Origin of the sequence: Nocardioides sp. (genome assembly GCF_051876515.1) — a bacterium.
Classification (GTDB): domain Bacteria; phylum Actinomycetota; class Actinomycetes; order Propionibacteriales; family Nocardioidaceae; genus Nocardioides.
This window is the reverse complement of record NZ_JBJEHY010000209.1, coordinates 8246-23687: the sequence shown is the minus strand read 5'-3', so window position 1 is coordinate 23687 and position 15442 is coordinate 8246. Positions and strand designations below refer to the sequence as shown.

Genomic DNA, 15442 nt, shown 5'->3' with positions numbered 1-15442 from the left:
CTCCTTCGCCGGCACGCAGGAGTACATGGCGATGGAGAAGCTGGGCCAGCTGCGCAAGGACGAGGCCGCCGGGTGGGACCTGATCGTGGTCGACACCCCGCCGGCCCGGTCGGCGCTGGACTTCCTCGACGCCCCCGAGCACCTGTCGAGCTTCCTGGACGGCCGGTTCATCCGGCTGCTGCTGGCGCCCGCGAAGGGGCCCGCACGGCTGATGACGATGGGGCTGGGCGCGATCACCGGGGCGCTCAACAAGATCCTCGGCGCGCAGGTGCTCACCGACATGCAGACCTTCGTGGCCGCCTTCGACACCCTGTTCGGCGGCTTCCGGGCGCGAGCGGAGCAGACGTTCGCGCTGCTGCAGGCCGACGGGACGGCGTTCATGGTGGTCGCGGCCCCGGAGCCGGACGCCCTGCGGGAGGCCGCGTACTTCGTGGAGCGCCTCACCGACGACCAGATGCCGCTCGCAGGCCTGGTCGTCAACCGGGCCAGCACCCCGCCGGCCGGCGACCTGTCTGCTGAGGAGGCGGTCGCGGCCGCCGACCGGCTCGGCGAGGACCCTGCGCACGCCACGACCGTCGGGCTGCTGCGCCTGCACGCCGACCGGGCGCGCATCCACGCGCGCGAGACGACGCTGCGCGAACGGTTCACCGCGGCGCACCCGCGCGTACGGTGCACGGTCGTGCCCGCGATGGCCGACGATGTGCACGACCTCGACGGGTTGCGCGCCGTCGGCGCGAGCCTGGCCGAACCGCCACTCTGACGGGCGTTGCGTCGTACGAACGTGTGGGCGCCCGGGTTGCGTCATCCGAAGCCGCACCTATAGGTCCGGAAACGCCTGACGGAAGGCCCTTCGATCCCGCGTACGTATGACGCGAGGCTCCCGACGCCGCGTGCGTATGACGCGCGACTCCCGAACGCGCGTACGTATGACGCAGGCGTCGACCACAACACGGCCCGGACCCGCGCCCAGGCGCACCTGGCACGCCTCACCGCCTCGGGAGCGGCCCAGCGGCCGCCTCGGGAGCGGCCCCTCAGCTGTACGGCTGGATCAGGCGTCGACCGGCACGTTGCCGGTGCGGGCGGTCTCGAGGATGTTGCGCCAGGAGGTGCCCGGGCGGCGACGCAGCAGGGCGCGGCGCTCACGCTCGGTCATGCCGCCCCAGACGCCCCACTCGATCTGGTTGTCGAGGGCCTCGGCGAGGCACTCCGTGCGCACCGGGCAACCGCTGCACACCTGCTTGGCCTTGTTCTGCTCAGCTCCGCGCACGAACAGCGCGTCCGGCGTCTCGCCCTTGCACGCCGCGCGCGGCGCCCAGTCCTCGACCCACATGATTTTTCCCCACGATCTCAGGGACTGATCTGCCGCCCCCATGACGGCTGATTCATCCCTTCCGTCGAAAGTAATCGAGCCCAGACGGTCTAGACACCACCACCCGGCCCAAAACATATAGTCATTTCGGACTACATGACCTGTCAATTGCCCCACACCAACGAAGGTGGAGTGGTACAAGGGCCCCGGTAGGCTGCACCTCATGTCCGCACCCGTACCGCCCGTCGACCAGGACGCGCGCACGCCCCGACGCGTGGCCGCCCACCTGGGAGTCATGATGGCCGTCGCCGTCGTGATGGGCCTGCTCGTCGCCTGCCTCACCCTCCCGTTCGCGGGCGTGCTGAGCGTGGTCGCCAAGGACGTCTCCAAGGGCGTCGACGACCTGCCGGCCGACCTCGAGACCGAGGACCTGTCGCAGAAGACGCGCATCTACGACGTCAACGGCGACCTCATCGCCTCGCTGTACGACGAGAACCGCATCAGCGTGCCGCTGTCGCAGATCTCACGGCGGATGACCGAGGCGATCGTCTCGATCGAGGACTACCGCTTCTACCAGCACGGCGCGCTCGACCTGAAGGGCACGATCCGCGCGTTCGTGACCAACCAGGCGGGCGGTGGCGCGGTGCAGCAGGGTGGTTCCTCGATCACCCAGCAGCTGGTGAAGCTGACCCTGGTCAACCAGGCCGACGGCGAGGAGGAGCGCGCCGAGGCGACCGCGGACACCTACGAGCGCAAGCTCCGTGAGCTGCGGTACGCGGTGGCGATGGAGGAGGAGTACAGCAAGGACTGGATCCTCGAGCGCTACCTCAACATCGCCTACTTTGGCGACGGGGCGCACGGCATCCAGGCCGCCGCGCGGCACTACTTCTCGGTCAACGCCAAGGACCTCAACGTCAAGCAGGCCGCGACGCTGGCCGGACTGGTGAAGAACCCCAACGGCTACAACCCCGTGAAGAACAAGGAGCGCGCGCTCGACCGCCGCAACACGGTGCTCGACCGGATGGCCGAGCTGAGCGTCATCCCCGAGGAGCAGGCGGCCAAGCTCAAGAAGCAGAAGCTGGGCCTCAAGATCGAGGACTCGCCCAACGGCTGCCAGCAGTCGCAGGCGCAGTTCTACTGCGACTACGTGGTGCGCTACCTGATGGAGGACCCCGCCTTCGGCGAGGGCCCCACCGAGCGCCTGCGCAAGCTCAAGAACGGTGGACTCACCATCCACACCAACCTCGACATGCGCATGCAGAAGGCTGCTGACGAGTCCGTCTCCAACCACGTGTACGCCACCGACCAGGCCGTCGGTGGCCTGGCGATGGTGGAGCCCAAGACCGGTGCGGTGCGCGCGATCGCGCAGTCCCGACCGATGGGCACCAACCGCAAGAAGGGCGAGACGCACCTCAACTACGCGGTGCCCGAGCAGTACGGCGACGCCAACGGCTTCCAGGCCGGGTCGACGTTCAAGGTGTTCGTGCTGGCCGCCGCGATTCGTCAGGGCATCCCGCTCAACACGCAGATCAACTCCCCGCAGTCGATGTTCATCCCGGACGCCGAGTTCGAGACCTGCGACGGCCCGTACTACGGCAGCAGCGGCTGGCCGGTCAGCAACTCGACCGGGCACGGCTCCTACAACCTCTACACCGGCACCCAGAACTCGGTGAACACCTTCTTCGCCCAGCTCGAGACCCGGACCGGCATGTGCGAGCCGCTGCAGCTGGCCGAGGACATGGGCGTCAACATCCCCGAGGCCCAGCAGGTCCCCTCGTGGATCCTCGGCGTCAGCGACTCCAACCCCGTCGAGATGGCGCAGGCGTACGCGACGTTCGCCAACCGCGGCATCCACTGCGAGGCCCGCCCCGTCGACAAGGTGCAGGGCGCCGACGGCCAGGTCATCGCCGAGTACAAGCCCGACTGCGAGCAGGTGCTGCCGCAGACCACCGCCGACGCGGTCAACGACATCCTGCGCGGTGTCATGGAGGGCGGCTTCGGTTCCGGCTTCCGGCCCTCCGGCGTCTACTCGGCCGGCAAGACCGGTACGACCCAGGACAACAAGTCGGTGTGGTTCGTGGGCTACACCCCCGACCTGGCCACCGCGTCGATGATCGCGGGCGCCGAGGCCGACGGCGACTGGCGCTCGCTCAACGGCCTGTACGTCGGCGGCAGCTACGTCTCCAGCGCCTCCGGTTCCGGCCTGGCCGGGCCGATGTGGGGTGACGCGATGTCGGCGATCACCCAGTACCTCTCCTCCGACGACTTCGTGGCGCCCGCCGGCACCGAGGTGGCGGGCGTGCTGACGGCCGTCCCGGACGTACGTGGGATGTCGATCTCGTCGGCGACCAGCACGCTGGAGGCCAAGGGCTTCAAGGTCACCGTGGGATACGCGATGAACTCCGGCTACGCCGAGGGGACCGTCGCGGCGACCAGCCCGGGCGCGTACGAGATGTTCGGCTCCGGCGACACCATCACGCTGTACCCGTCGACCGGTGTGAAGCCCAAGCCGGACAAGAAGAACAAGAAGAAGGACCGCGGCCGCGGACCCGGCGACGGGCGCGGCAGGGACTGACGCGTTTCGACAGGCTCGACCACCGGGACGCGGTGGTCGAGCCTGTCGAGACCTGACGCGTCAGCCGAGCTGCTTGCGCACCTCGGCGGCGACGACGCCGCCGTCCGCGCGGCCCTTCACCTGCGGCGTGACGACGCCCATCACCTTGCCCATGCCCTTCATCCCGAGCTCGGCTGCGCCGGTGGACTCGATGGCGGCGGCCACGAGCGCGCTGATCTCCTCAGCGCTGAGCGGCTCGGGCAGGTAGTCCGCGATCACCGCGGCCTCGGCCTTCTCCTTGGCCGCCATCTCGGCGCGGCCGCCCTCCTCGAACGCGACGGCGGCCTCGCGACGCTTCTTGGACTCGCTGGTCAGGACGCCGAGGACGTCGTCGTCGGTGAGCTCCTTGGCGACCTTGCCGGCGACCTCGGCGTTGGTGACGGCGGTCAGCACCATGCGCAGGGTCGAGGAGCGGACCTCGTCGCGCGCCTTGATGGAGGCGGTGAGGTCGGCACGGAGACGGTCCTTGAGAGCACTCATGGCTCCATTGTGGCAGCCGTGTCGAACCGTTTCGGCCGCGCTGACCCGCGTCAGCGGCTACCGAGCAGGAGCACGGCGGCAGGGAGGAGCGCGCACCCGACGGCGACCACCCAGGCAGCCGCCCCCCTCACCCGCAGTACGCGCTGCAGGAGCCGGTTCGCCAGCCAGAAGCCGGCTGCACCCGCCAGAACCCACGGGAGAGCCATCACGAGCACGCTGCCAGCGGTCTCGTCGACCATCCCGCTCAGGTCGGTGAGGCCGAGCGGCCCGAGGACGAAGAAGTCCACGAGCAGGGCCAGCATCCACAGCGGAAACAGGAGGAGGCCCCCGAGCACCAGGTTGGCCACCACCACCGCGGCCCACGTCAGGGCCCGTCTCGTCATGGGCGGAAGGTAGCAGCGCGCCCGCGCCTCTGGGGCCGGTGTGCGAGCCTTGTGCGGTGCCCGTCCTCCCGCTGCTCCGCCGTACCGCCGCTGCCGGTGTCCTCGCCGGCGGGGCGCTGACCGCGTACGCGGCCTGGGAGGCCCGGCAGTACACGCTGAGGCACGTCACCCTGCCGCTGCTGCCGCCGGGCGCGGAGCCGCTGAAGGTGCTGCACCTCTCCGACATCCACATGACGCCCGACCAGACCCGCAAGCAGGAGTGGCTGCGGTCGCTGGCGGCGCTCGAGCCCGACCTGGTCGTCAACACCGGCGACAACCTGGCCCACGCCCGCTCGGTCGACGTGGTGGCCGACTCGCTGGGCGGGCTGCTGGACGTCCCCGGCGTCTTCGTCCTCGGCTCCAACGACTACTTCTCCCCCGGGATGCGCAACCCGCTGGCGTACCTGCTGCCCGACGACGGCGAGCGCAACACCGAGGTGCCGCAGCTGCCGTGGCCGGCGCTGGTGGAGCGCTTCACCGGCGCGGGCTGGCTCGACCTGACCAACGGGTTCGGGGGCCTGGAGGTGGCGGGGCTGCGGTTCGCGTTCGCCGGCGTCGACGACCCGCACCTGTCGTACGACGACCTGGCCCGGGTCGCGGGGCCCGCCGACCCGGCCGCGGACGTACGGCTCGGGGTCACCCACGCGCCGTACCTGCGGGTCCTCGACCAGTTCGCCTCCGACGGGTACGACGCCGTGATCGCCGGCCACACGCACGGCGGCCAGGTGTGTCTGCCGGGAGGCCGGGCGCTGACGACGAACTGCGACCTGGAGCCCGCCCGCGCGCGCGGCCTGCACCGCCACCCGGCCGACTCGACCCCCGGCGACGCGGGCTCGACGTGGCTGCACGTCTCCGCGGGCCTGGGCACCAACCCGTACATCCGGCTGCGGGTCGCGTGCCGGCCCGAGGCCACCCTGCTCACCCTGACGCCGCCGACCGGCTGACCCCGCGTGGCGGGTGCGTCCCGTACACGGGGGGCGATTTCTGGTGCGCCGGACGCCTCGGGTATGGTTTCGCTTGCTCGTGTGCCGTCATGCGGCAAGAGCATCGGGCTGTGGCGCAGTTTGGTAGCGCGCCTCGTTCGGGACGAGGAGGCCGCAGGTTCAAATCCTGTCAGCCCGACAGCAAGAACTCCCGGATCCACTGGATCCGGGAGTTCTTCCGTTTCTGGGGCGTCGGGCCGCGAGGCCGAGGAGTCTGCGGGTCACCGGATGACCCACAGACTCCTCCACCCGGTCGACGACCTCAGCCCTGCGAGTTCATCGTGTCGTACAGGCTGAACATCGGCAGGTAGAGCGCGATCACCATGCCGCCGACGACGACGCCGAGGAAGACCATGAGCAGCGGCTCGATGGCACTCGACAGCGACTCGGTGGCCTGCTCGATCTCCATGTCGTAGTAGTCGGCGACGTTGTCGAGCATCGCGCCGAGCGAGCCGGACTCCTCACCCACGGCGACCATCTGCGACACCAGCGAGGGGAAGACCGGGTGGTCGGCGAGCGGCGAGGTGAAGGAGCGACCCTGCCGCATCCCCTCGCTGATCGCCTCGATCGCCTTCTCGACCGGCCAGTTGTTGGCGACCGAGCGGACGATGTCGAGGGCCTGGAGGATGGGTACGCCGGCGTTGAGCATCATGGCCAGGTTCCGCGCGAAGCGGTTGATGGCGATCTTGTTGAGCAGCGGCCCGAACACCGGCAGCCGCAGCAGCAGACCGTCCTTGACCTTGCGGACGTGGTCGCGGTGCTTGTTGAGGCGCCACCAACCGCCGAAGACGACCAGTCCCACGACCAGCAGCGGCAGGATCCACGTCATGTTGTGGGAGATCCCCACCAGGATCCGGGTCGGCAGCGGCAGCTGGGCGTCCATCGAGGAGAACATCTTCTCGAAGACGGGCACCACGAAGGTCACCATGCCGATCATCGCGACGATGGCGATGACGAAGATGATCGCCGGGTACGTCATGGCGGACCGCACCTTGCCGCGCAGGTCCACCTCCTTCTGGTACGTGACCGCCACCGACTCCAGCGCCCGCGACAGGAAGCCGCCGGACTCGCCCACGCGCACCACGTTGGTGAGCAGCGGCGGGAAGACGGTGGGCTGGTGGGACAGCGCCAGGGAGAACGACTGGCCGCCCTCGACGTCGCGCGCCACCTGGGCCAGGCCCTTGGCGAGCACCTTGTCCTCGGTCTGCTCGGCGACCAGCTGGAGCGCCCGCATCAGCGGCAGGCCCGCCGTGGTCAGCGCCGCCATCTGCCGCGCGAAGACCGCGACGGACTTCAGCTTCACCTTGTTGCCGAAGCCGGGGATCCTCACGTCCCGGTTGAGGCCCGTCTTGTCGACGGTGGCCACGGTGACAGGGGTGAGGCCCTGCGCGCGCAGCCGGCTGACGACGGCGCCCTCGCTGCCCGCCTCCATCGACCCCTTGACCGCCTCCCCGCTGGCCGGGTTGACCGCCTCGTACTTGAACTCGTGCATCACGCTCATGTCAGGTCACCTCTGGCTCTGGAGTGCACTCTGCAGGGACTGCACGGGGGCGGACCAGGAGTCGAGGTGGCCCTCGGGACGGACCACCACGTTGTCCAGCGCCGTCGCGTCCACGACCACCCGCAGGGCCTCGTGGATCGAGATCTCCCCCTTCTCGACCAGTCGCCGCAGGTCCTGGTCGAGGGTGTGCATGCCGTACGTGGACCCGGTCTGGATCGCCGAGTAGAGCTGCGAGACCTGCCCCTCGCGGACCAGGTTGGCGACGGCGTTGGTGCGGACCATGATCTCGGTCGCGGCGACCCGCCCGGTGCCGCTCGCCCGGCGCAGCAGGGTCTGGCTGACCACGCCCTGGAGGGTGTCGGAGAGCTGGGCGCGCACCTGGTTCTGCTGGTGGGCGGGGAACGCGTCGACGATGCGGTTGATCGAGTTGGCCGCGCCCTGGGTGTGCAGGGTGCCGAAGACGAGGTGGCCCGTCTCGGCCGCGGTCAGCGCGACCTCCATCGTCTCCAGGTCGCGGAGCTCGCCGATGAGGATGACGTCGGGGTCCTGGCGCAGCACCCGGCGCAGCGCCTCCGCGAACGAGCGGGTGTCCGTACCCACCTCGCGCTGGTTGATCAGCGCCCTCTTGTTGGTGTGCACGAACTCGATCGGGTCCTCGACGGTGACGACGTGCACGCTGCGCTCGGCGTTGATCGCGTCGATCATCCCCGCCAGCGTCGTCGACTTGCCGGAGCCGGTGGCTCCCGTGACCAGCACCAGCCCGCGGGGCAGCATGGCGAGCTGCTTGACGATCGGCGGCAGGTTCATCGAGTCCAGCGACCGGATCGACTCGGCGATGGGTCGGAAGGCGGCCGCGACGCCGCGCAGCTCCTGGTACATGTTGACGCGGAAACGGGCCACGCCCGGCACCGTGTACGACAGGTCCACCTCGCGGTGCACGTGGAACTGGTCGCGCTGGGCCTCGGGGAGGATCCCGACGAGGGTGTCCTCGAGCCAGTCGGGGTCCAGCGGGGTGGTGTCCCCGCCGACCGGGACCAGCTCGGCGTCGACCCTGGCCAGGGCCGGCGAGGTGGGCGCCAGGTGGACGTCGGACGCGCGGGCGGCGACGGCCGTACGCAGGATCCGGTCAAGGTCAGGCAGAGACACGGAGGACCTCCTCGATCGTGGTGAGTCCGGACAGGACCTTCTCCAGGCCGTCCGCGCGCAGCGGGACCATCCCCTCGGCGACGGCGACGGCGCGTACCTCCGAGGCGGGGCGGCGCTCGACGACCAGGTGCTCGATCTCCTCGCTGACCGGCATGATCTCGTGCAGCGCGATGCGCCCCCGGTAGCCGGTGTTGGCGCAGTACGAGCACCCGGCGGCGCGGTACAGCTGGGGCCCCGCGTCGGCGTCGTCGGCGACCGGCAGGCCCACCGAGCGCGCCAGCGCGAGGTCCTCGACGTACGGGACCTTGCACCGCTGGCACAGCCTGCGGGCCAGGCGCTGGGCGACCACGCAGGTGACGGCCGTACCGACCAGGAACGGCTCGACGCCGATCTCGGTGAGCCGCGTCATCGCGCTGGGCGCGTCGTTGGTGTGCATCGTTGAGAGCACGAGGTGGCCGGTCAGCGACGCCTCGACCGAGATCGCGGCGGTCTCGTGGTCGCGGATCTCCCCCACCAGGACCACGTCGGGGTCCGCGCGCAGGATCGAGCGCAGGGCGCTGGCGAAGGTGAGCCCGGCGCGCGGGTTGATCTGCACCTGGCTGATCCCCTCGAGCCGCAGCTCGACGGGGTCCTCGACGGTGATGACGTTGATCGCGGGGCTGCTCACGTGGGAGACCGCGGTGTACAGGGTGGTCGACTTGCCCGACCCGGTCGGACCGGTGACCAGCACCATGCCGTGGGGCCGTGAGATCGCGGCGGTGAAGCGGGAGATGTTGAGCTCGCTCATCGCCAGGTCGTCGAGGGCCAGCTCGGAGGCCGAGTGGTCCAGGATCCGCATGACGACCTTCTCGCCCCACACGGTCGGCAGCGTCGCGACGCGCACGTCGACCGTACGGCCGGCGTGGACCACCGTCAGGCGGCTGTCCTGCGGCTTGCGGCGCTCGGCGATGTCGATCTCGGCCATGATCTTGATCCGGCTGACGATGCCGTGCTTGATGGCGGCGTCCGCGACCTGCATCTCGTGCAGCACGCCGTCGATGCGGTACCGCACCTTCACGTCGCGCTCGCCGGGCTCGATGTGGATGTCGGAGGCGCGGTCGGCGATCGCCTGCGCGATGAGCAGGTTCACGAACCGGACGATCGGGGTGTCGTCCTCGACGTCGCGGCCGGTGTCGACCTCCGTCTCCTCGGCCGTGACCAGCAGCTCCGACTGGAGCGCGTCGAGCTCGTCGTCGGAGCGCAGGTAGCGGTCGAGCGCGTACGCCATCCCCTCGGCGGTGGCCCGGACGGAGACGACCTGCAGGCCGGTGACGCTGGCGACGTCGTCGATGGCGACGATGTCGCGCGGGTCGACCATGGCCAGCATGAGGCGGCCGGCGTCCAGCTTCAGGGGCAGCACCTGGTGGCGCCGGCACAGCCCCGCCGGGACCATCTGGATCGTCCGGGCCGGGATGGTCCCCTCGGTGAGGTCGACGCGGAGCTGTCCGTGGGCGAGGGTACGGTCACCGGCCTCCTCGGACTCAGTCATCGTCGTCACCCGGCGGACCCGGCCGTCGCCGGCTGGGCGCCGGGCTGCAGGTACGCGGCACCCACCACGACGACCTTCACCGTTCCGGCGCTGTCGGAGCCGGACTCCTCGCGGACGATCTGGACGTGGTGCACCGCCAGCAGCCGGGGCCCGGTGTTGAGCCGGTCGACAAACAGGAAGGCGGCCGGCACGTCGACGGCGGTGGCCGTGATGGTCAGCGGGATCTCCTGGAACGTCCCGGCCGGCAGCGGCTCGGTGGTCTCGGCGACCAGGGTCTGCGGCACCTCGGGCTCCCCGACGTCACGGGTCAGCTGCTCGCGGGGCGTGAACGCGACCGGCGGCACCTGGGGCGTGATCGACACCAGCGTCGCGCCGGCGGAGCCGTCGGGCGACGCGAGGGCGTTGACGATCACCCGGGTCACGCTGGCCAGGTCGGCGGTGCCGGGGATCTGGCTGCGCAGCTCGTCGAGCTCCGCGTCCAGTCCGTCCCGGTCCTTGCTCTGCTGGGCCAGGGAGGCCAGCTGGACGTTGAGCAGCGAGTTGGTCTGGGTGAGACCGGCCTCGTCGGTACGCGCCTGGGAGGCCGCCCGCTGCTGCGGGAGGACGCCCAGCAGCACGGCGGCCGCGATGATGACGACGATCGCCGCGACGCCCGCGAGCGTGGTGGTCTGCTTGTTCACTGGCCGTCCTCCTGCGTTGCCGCGCCGGTCTGGAACCGCTTGTTGTAGATGCCCTGGTCGAAGGCGACGTAGATCCGGTACGTGTAGACGCCCTCGGCCTGCTCCAGCCCGAGCATGTCGACGTCGGCGACGTGCTCGACCTGCGCGAACGCGTCCAGGACGATGGCCTGGTCGATGGCCCGGCCGGAGGAGACCGTGACGACGGCCTTGAGCCCCAGGTCGGCCGGGTCCGCGGACGCCTCGCCGCCGGAGGCGGCGGAGAAGCCGGTGAGACGGGCCCCGTTGGGCAGGGCCGGGGCGAGCAGCCGGTACGGCTTGGTCCAGCTCATGTCCGCGGCCATGGCCTGGGCCCGCTTGCCGACGAGGGCGTCCCGCTCCGAGACCAGCCCGGAGACGTCGGAGTACTGGGCCAGGTCGCTCTGCAGCTCGGCCCGGTGGTCCTCGGCCGCACCCACCGACAGGCTGGCCTGGAACCGGAGCGCCAGGGCCGCCAGGACCACCAGGGCCGCGGCACCGAGGACGGCCAGCACGGCCAGCACCCAGCGACGCTTGAGCTGGGCCAGCGACCGCCGATCCTTCTCCGCAGGGGGCAGCAGATCGACGCGCGGCGGGGCGCCGTACACGATCGCGGGCTCCCGCGAGGTCAGTGTCAGAGCCATCACGCCTCACCTCCGACGGCGATGCCGGCCGCGCTGAGGGCGGCGCGGTCCTGGACAGGTTCGGGCTGGGCGGCGACGTCGAAGGCGTCGGACAGGCCGAACGCGACGACGTCGACGTCGGAGACCGCGTCGAGCCGGGCGGCCAGGTCGGGATGCGTCGCCCCCTCACCGGTGAGCAGCACCTGCCCGACGGGCTTGCCCGGATGGGCCCGTTCGTAGAAGTCGCGCGTCTCGGTGAAGACGGCGACGAAGTCGCGCACCGGGTCGCCGGATCCCGCCACGGTCGTGCCGGACGCGGCGTCGGCGCCCCCGGCGGCCCACGGGAACGGGCTGAGGGCGGAGGGCTGGACGCCGTTGGCGCCGGCGTGCGCGAGCAGGTCGTCGGGGCGCGCCAGGGCGTCCCACCCGGTCGCCTGCTCCTCGGGACGCGCGACGGGCACGCCGCCGGGGACGATGCGTACGAAGCGGGACACCCCGTCCTGGACGACCACGAACCACGACGTGGCTGCGCCGACGTGGGCGACGAGGGTGGGCACGCCCGGCTTGGCGACGCGGGCGGCGGCCCGGGCCAGGCCGAACGGCGCGAGGTCGACACCGGCGACGTTGAGCCCGGCTCCGGTGACGGCGCCCAGCAGGCCGTCGATGTTGGCGGTCACGGCTGAGACCAGGAGCCCCAGGACGCCGTCCTCGCCGGACGCCGTGCGGGTGGGCTCGACGGGGTAGAAGTCGAGCACCGCCTGGTCGACCGGGACCGGCAGCAGCTCCTGGACCTGGTAGCGCAGCGCCTGCTTGATCTGGGACAGCGGGAGCGCCGGGGCGACGTGCTCCCGGACGATGATGCGGCGGTTGCCGACGCCGACGACGACGTCCTTGGAGCCGAACCCGGCACGCACCCACAGCTGCCTCAGCGCGACCGAGACGGCCTCGCTGTCGAGGACCTCCGAGTCGCGGGCGGCGCCGGGCGGCAGGGAGACCTCGCCGACGGCGCGGACGGTCGGACGCCGCGAGCCGGGGCGTACCAGCTCGACGCCACGCACCCACCGTTCGGCGATCTCGAGGCCGACGATCGATCTGCTGGACATGGCCGTCACTCCTTGCTTGCTGTGGTTCGGGGGGTCATCTGTGTACGGGGCTAGAGCCCGGCGAGGCGCCAGTAGGCGTCGCCGACGGCCTGGCCGACGACGATCCCGACCCAGCTGCCGCCGAGCATCCAGGGACCGAAGGGGACGGTCGTACGTCTGCCGGAGCGCCGGCGGGCCAGCAGGGCGAGGCCGAAGACGCCGCCGAGGACGAAGGCCGCGAGGGCGCCGACGAACAGCGCGCCCCAGCCGACCCAGCCCAGGCAGCCGCCGACGAGGACGGCCAGCTTCACGTCGCCGCCGCCCATCCCGTCGGGGCGGACGAGGCGGACGAGGGCGTAGAAGGCCCACAGCCCCACCGCGCCGATGCCTGCGTGCGCGAGCCGCTCCCAGCCGGCGCCCAGCAGGCAGGCGAGGGTGAGCAGCACGGCGGTGACGACGGTGCTGGGCAGCACGACCACGTCGGGAAGGCGCTGGGTGTCGAGGTCGATGAGGGTCAGGACGATCCCCGCCGAGACGAAGACCCCGAAGGCGGCCAGCACGACCCAGTCGGAGGCCTGCGGCAGGTCCGCGTACGGGAGCCGGTGCCACCACAGGGCGGTGCCGCCGGCGTACGCCAGACCCGTGACCGCCTCGACGAGCGGGTACCGGCCCGGGATCGACGTGCCGCACGTCGCGCAGCGCCCACGCAGCACCAGCCATCCCAGCACGGGCACGTTGTGCCGCCACGCCACCGGGGTGTCACACCCGGGGCAGCGGCTCTCCCGGAGCAGGGAGACCCCCGCCGGCACCCGCAGGGCGACGACGTTGAGGAAGGAGCCGATCACCACGCCCAGCAGGGCGGCGAGCGCGACCACGAGGACCGATGCGCTCACTCACGGCTCCGTCTGCACGGTCGCGGCACCCAGCAGGTACGACTTCACGCCGCCGGTGCCGTCGACGTCCGAGGCCGGCTGCGGCAGGTCGCAGGTGAGGTTGAACAGCGGGCGGCTGCCCAGCGCCATCGGCCGGCAGAAGAACTGGACGAACTCGGCCGAGCTCGAGGCCCCGATCAGGACCTGGCCGTAGATGTCAGTCAGGTTGGTGTTGCCGCCGATGCCGCCCATGCCGCACGGCGAGTAGTACATCGTGTGGATGCTGTCCCGGCCGTACGACGAGCTGAACTTGAACCGGCTGCGGCCCGTCTGCTCCGCGGCCTGCGTGTTGCCCGGCGCGTTGTTGTTGTTGCAGGTCGGGTCGCGGTCGAACTGGCTGTCGGGCTGGATGACGTAGATGCGGCGCGGCGAGGTCGGCGTCCCGTTGGTGGCGAGGAAGCTGCTCAGGGCCACCTCGTAGTTCTTCACCAGGAGCACGGCGTCGCTGTTGACCCGGCGCAGGGCGACCACGTCGGTCAACGGGTCGGCGCACCCCGTCGTGTCGATCAGGTACTTCTGGCCGGTCTGGGTGAGCGCGTTCGCGATGTCCCGCTCGGCCTTGCTGTCGGTGATCCCGCCCCAGCCACGCTTGCAGTCGGTGCCGCTGAAGGTGAGCGCGTTCGTGTACCCCGACTCGACGGCCGCGGCCTTGACCTCCTCGTAGCCCAGGTCCAGCCAGTGGCCCTGGTCGAGCACGATGCCACCGTCGATCCCGGTCAGGTCGTTCTCCGAGGGCGCCTCCGGGACGGGCGGCGGGATGTCGACGCCCGCGATGGAGGTGGGGATGGTGACCGTCACGGCGGGTACCGCGACCGTGGCCGTGGGCGCGGTGGGACGGGTGCCCGTCGGAGCGGCGCCAGCGCCGGTGGCGGCAGCGGGCCAGTAGACCGGCGGAACGTACGGCGTTCCCGGGGTGCGCACAACCCACTCGCAGTTGGCCAGGCACTTGCCGTCGTACCACGGGGCTGCCTCGCACGCCGCCTTCGTCGGGTACGTCGACGTGTACCAGAGGGACGTCCCCTTCAGCCGGCAGCCGTACACGTCCGGAGTCGCAGGGATGGCCGCGTCCTTGAGCTTCTGCGCCTCCGAGCAGATCGCCTCGCCGCCGCAGGTCTCGGGGGTGGCCTTGGCCCCTGAGGCCTGGAGCTGCCCGGTGACCGTCCAGGTGCGCTGGACCTCGATGGCCGGAGCGCTGGAGGTGGAGCGCACGTGCCCGGTGACCTTGCCGCGCACGGTGGTCATCGCTTCCTTGGTCCCCCGCAGGGTGACCTTGCCGCCGGCCCAGATCGACGGGTCGGCGGTGCCGTCCCCGATCAGGGTGGCGTTGTCGGCGGTGTCGTTCTGGATCGTGACGGAGCCACCGGCGATGACCGACTTGTCCACCTGGATGCCGGTGGACGGGGTACCGGTGTAGGAGCCGTTGGCGAGCACCCGGCCGGTGACCCGGCCCCCGGTCTGCTCGACGTTCCCCGCGGACTCGACGCTCCCGTTGACGGTGCTGCGGCCCAGGAGGCGGACGAGCTGGTTCGCCCGCACGGATCCGTTGACGGTCATCCCGGTGATGCTCACCGCCGGGCTGGCGGTCGCGGTCGTGCTCGTGGTCAGGTCTCCACCCAACGTTCCCCCACCGGTGGCGTCGATGCGCCCCGTACTGCTGATGGCCTTGGTGGTGACCGGTCCGGTCAGGGAGACACGGCCGCCGGCGGTGGTCGCGCCGTTGAGTGTCACCCTGGTCGCCTGCACGCCTGCTCCGCTGGTCTGCACCGTCCCGCCGACGACCGAGTCCACCAGCGTGACGACGAACTCGGAGCCGGTGGCCGAGGACGACACCGCTCCACTGATCATGACGTTGGCAGCGTTGATCGTGCCGCTGGCGGCGACGTCGCCGGACACGTTGGTGGTGAGGACCACGTTGCCCCCCGCGCTCACCGGTCCGGTGATCGGTACGGTCCCGCTCGTCGTCACGTTGCCCTTGGCCACGATCTCACCGGAGCCGGAGTTGGTGAGCGTCACGCCCTGCGCGAGCGAGGTGACCTTGCCGGTGATCGTGGAGTTGGTGGCCTGCACCGCGCCGTTGGTGCGTACGGCTCCGGAGACCGGGGAGTCGGTCAGGGTGACCGCGCCACC

At 71.1% G+C, this 15442-nt stretch carries 14 protein-coding genes and 1 tRNA gene; 4 read left to right on the top strand and 11 right to left on the bottom strand.

The genetic code is table 11. The features are described from left to right. Nucleotides 1–760, top strand: a 760-nt coding sequence (locus ACI379_RS15245; RefSeq protein WP_439792959.1) for an ArsA family ATPase, incomplete at its 5' end; no start/stop codon positions are given. 288 nt (nt 761–1048) lie between these two features. Here the strand turns inward: ACI379_RS15245 and ACI379_RS15240 are convergent. After that, nucleotides 1049–1330, bottom strand: coding sequence for a WhiB family transcriptional regulator (locus tag ACI379_RS15240; protein ID WP_439792958.1), 282 nt, complete (start codon nt 1328–1330; stop codon nt 1049–1051). Between the two features lie 202 nt (nt 1331–1532). Here ACI379_RS15240 and ACI379_RS15235 point away from each other — a divergent pair, with 202 nt between their 5' ends. Then, a complete protein-coding gene (locus ACI379_RS15235; RefSeq protein WP_439792957.1) occupies nt 1533–3884 on the top strand; it encodes a transglycosylase domain-containing protein in 2352 nt (783 codons plus the stop codon). 60 nt (nt 3885–3944) lie between these two features. On the opposite strand, the gene ACI379_RS15230 is transcribed toward ACI379_RS15235, so the two are convergent. Next, nucleotides 3945–4403: a GatB/YqeY domain-containing protein gene (locus tag ACI379_RS15230; protein WP_439792956.1), complete on the bottom strand. Its 459-nt coding sequence runs from the start codon at nt 4401–4403 to the stop codon at nt 3945–3947. Nucleotides 4404–4453: 50 nt separating this feature from the next. Next, on the bottom strand, nt 4454–4786 hold the full coding sequence (locus ACI379_RS15225) for a hypothetical protein (RefSeq protein WP_439792955.1): 333 nt from the start codon (nt 4784–4786) through the stop codon (nt 4454–4456). Between the two features lie 56 nt (nt 4787–4842). Here ACI379_RS15225 and ACI379_RS15220 point away from each other — a divergent pair, with 56 nt between their 5' ends. Both ACI379_RS15220 and ACI379_RS15215 read left to right on the top strand, forming a co-directional pair. Further along, nucleotides 4843–5769 (top strand): metallophosphoesterase, encoded by a 927-nt coding sequence (locus ACI379_RS15220; RefSeq protein ID WP_439792954.1) that lies wholly within the window; start codon nt 4843–4845, stop codon nt 5767–5769. A 104-nt stretch (nt 5770–5873) separates the two neighbouring features. After that, nucleotides 5874–5947, top strand: a tRNA-Pro gene (locus ACI379_RS15215). Nucleotides 5948–6070: 123 nt separating this feature from the next. Here ACI379_RS15215 and ACI379_RS15210 read toward each other — a convergent pair. The 8 genes from ACI379_RS15210 to ACI379_RS15175 form a co-directional block, all read right to left on the bottom strand. Continuing rightward, entirely contained in the window at nt 6071–7309 is a 1239-nt protein-coding gene (locus ACI379_RS15210) for a type II secretion system F family protein (protein WP_439792953.1), read from the bottom strand. A gap of 6 nt (nt 7310–7315) precedes the next feature. After that, nucleotides 7316–8455 (bottom strand): type IV pilus twitching motility protein PilT, encoded by a 1140-nt coding sequence (locus ACI379_RS15205; RefSeq protein WP_439792952.1) that lies wholly within the window; start codon nt 8453–8455, stop codon nt 7316–7318. Further along, entirely contained in the window at nt 8442–9983 is a 1542-nt protein-coding gene (locus ACI379_RS15200) for a GspE/PulE family protein (RefSeq protein WP_439792951.1), read from the bottom strand. Before ACI379_RS15200 ends, ACI379_RS15205 begins: the two co-directional genes overlap by 14 nt. Nucleotides 9984–9988: 5 nt before the next feature. Next, on the bottom strand, nt 9989–10663 hold the full coding sequence (locus tag ACI379_RS15195; RefSeq protein ID WP_439792950.1) for a hypothetical protein: 675 nt from the start codon (nt 10661–10663) through the stop codon (nt 9989–9991). Then, nucleotides 10660–11322 (bottom strand): hypothetical protein, encoded by a 663-nt coding sequence (locus ACI379_RS15190; RefSeq protein WP_439792949.1) that lies wholly within the window; start codon nt 11320–11322, stop codon nt 10660–10662. Before ACI379_RS15190 ends, ACI379_RS15195 begins: the two co-directional genes overlap by 4 nt. Then, nucleotides 11322–12404, bottom strand: a complete 1083-nt coding sequence (pilM, locus tag ACI379_RS15185; RefSeq protein ID WP_439792948.1) for a type IV pilus biogenesis protein PilM — start codon at nt 12402–12404, stop codon at nt 11322–11324. Before pilM ends, ACI379_RS15190 begins: the two co-directional genes overlap by 1 nt. Nucleotides 12405–12454: 50 nt before the next feature. Next, a complete protein-coding gene (locus ACI379_RS15180; RefSeq protein WP_439792947.1) occupies nt 12455–13276 on the bottom strand; it encodes a prepilin peptidase in 822 nt (273 codons plus the stop codon). Further along, nucleotides 13277–15442: hypothetical protein (locus ACI379_RS15175; RefSeq protein WP_439792946.1), on the bottom strand; the 2166-nt coding region annotated here is incomplete at its 5' end.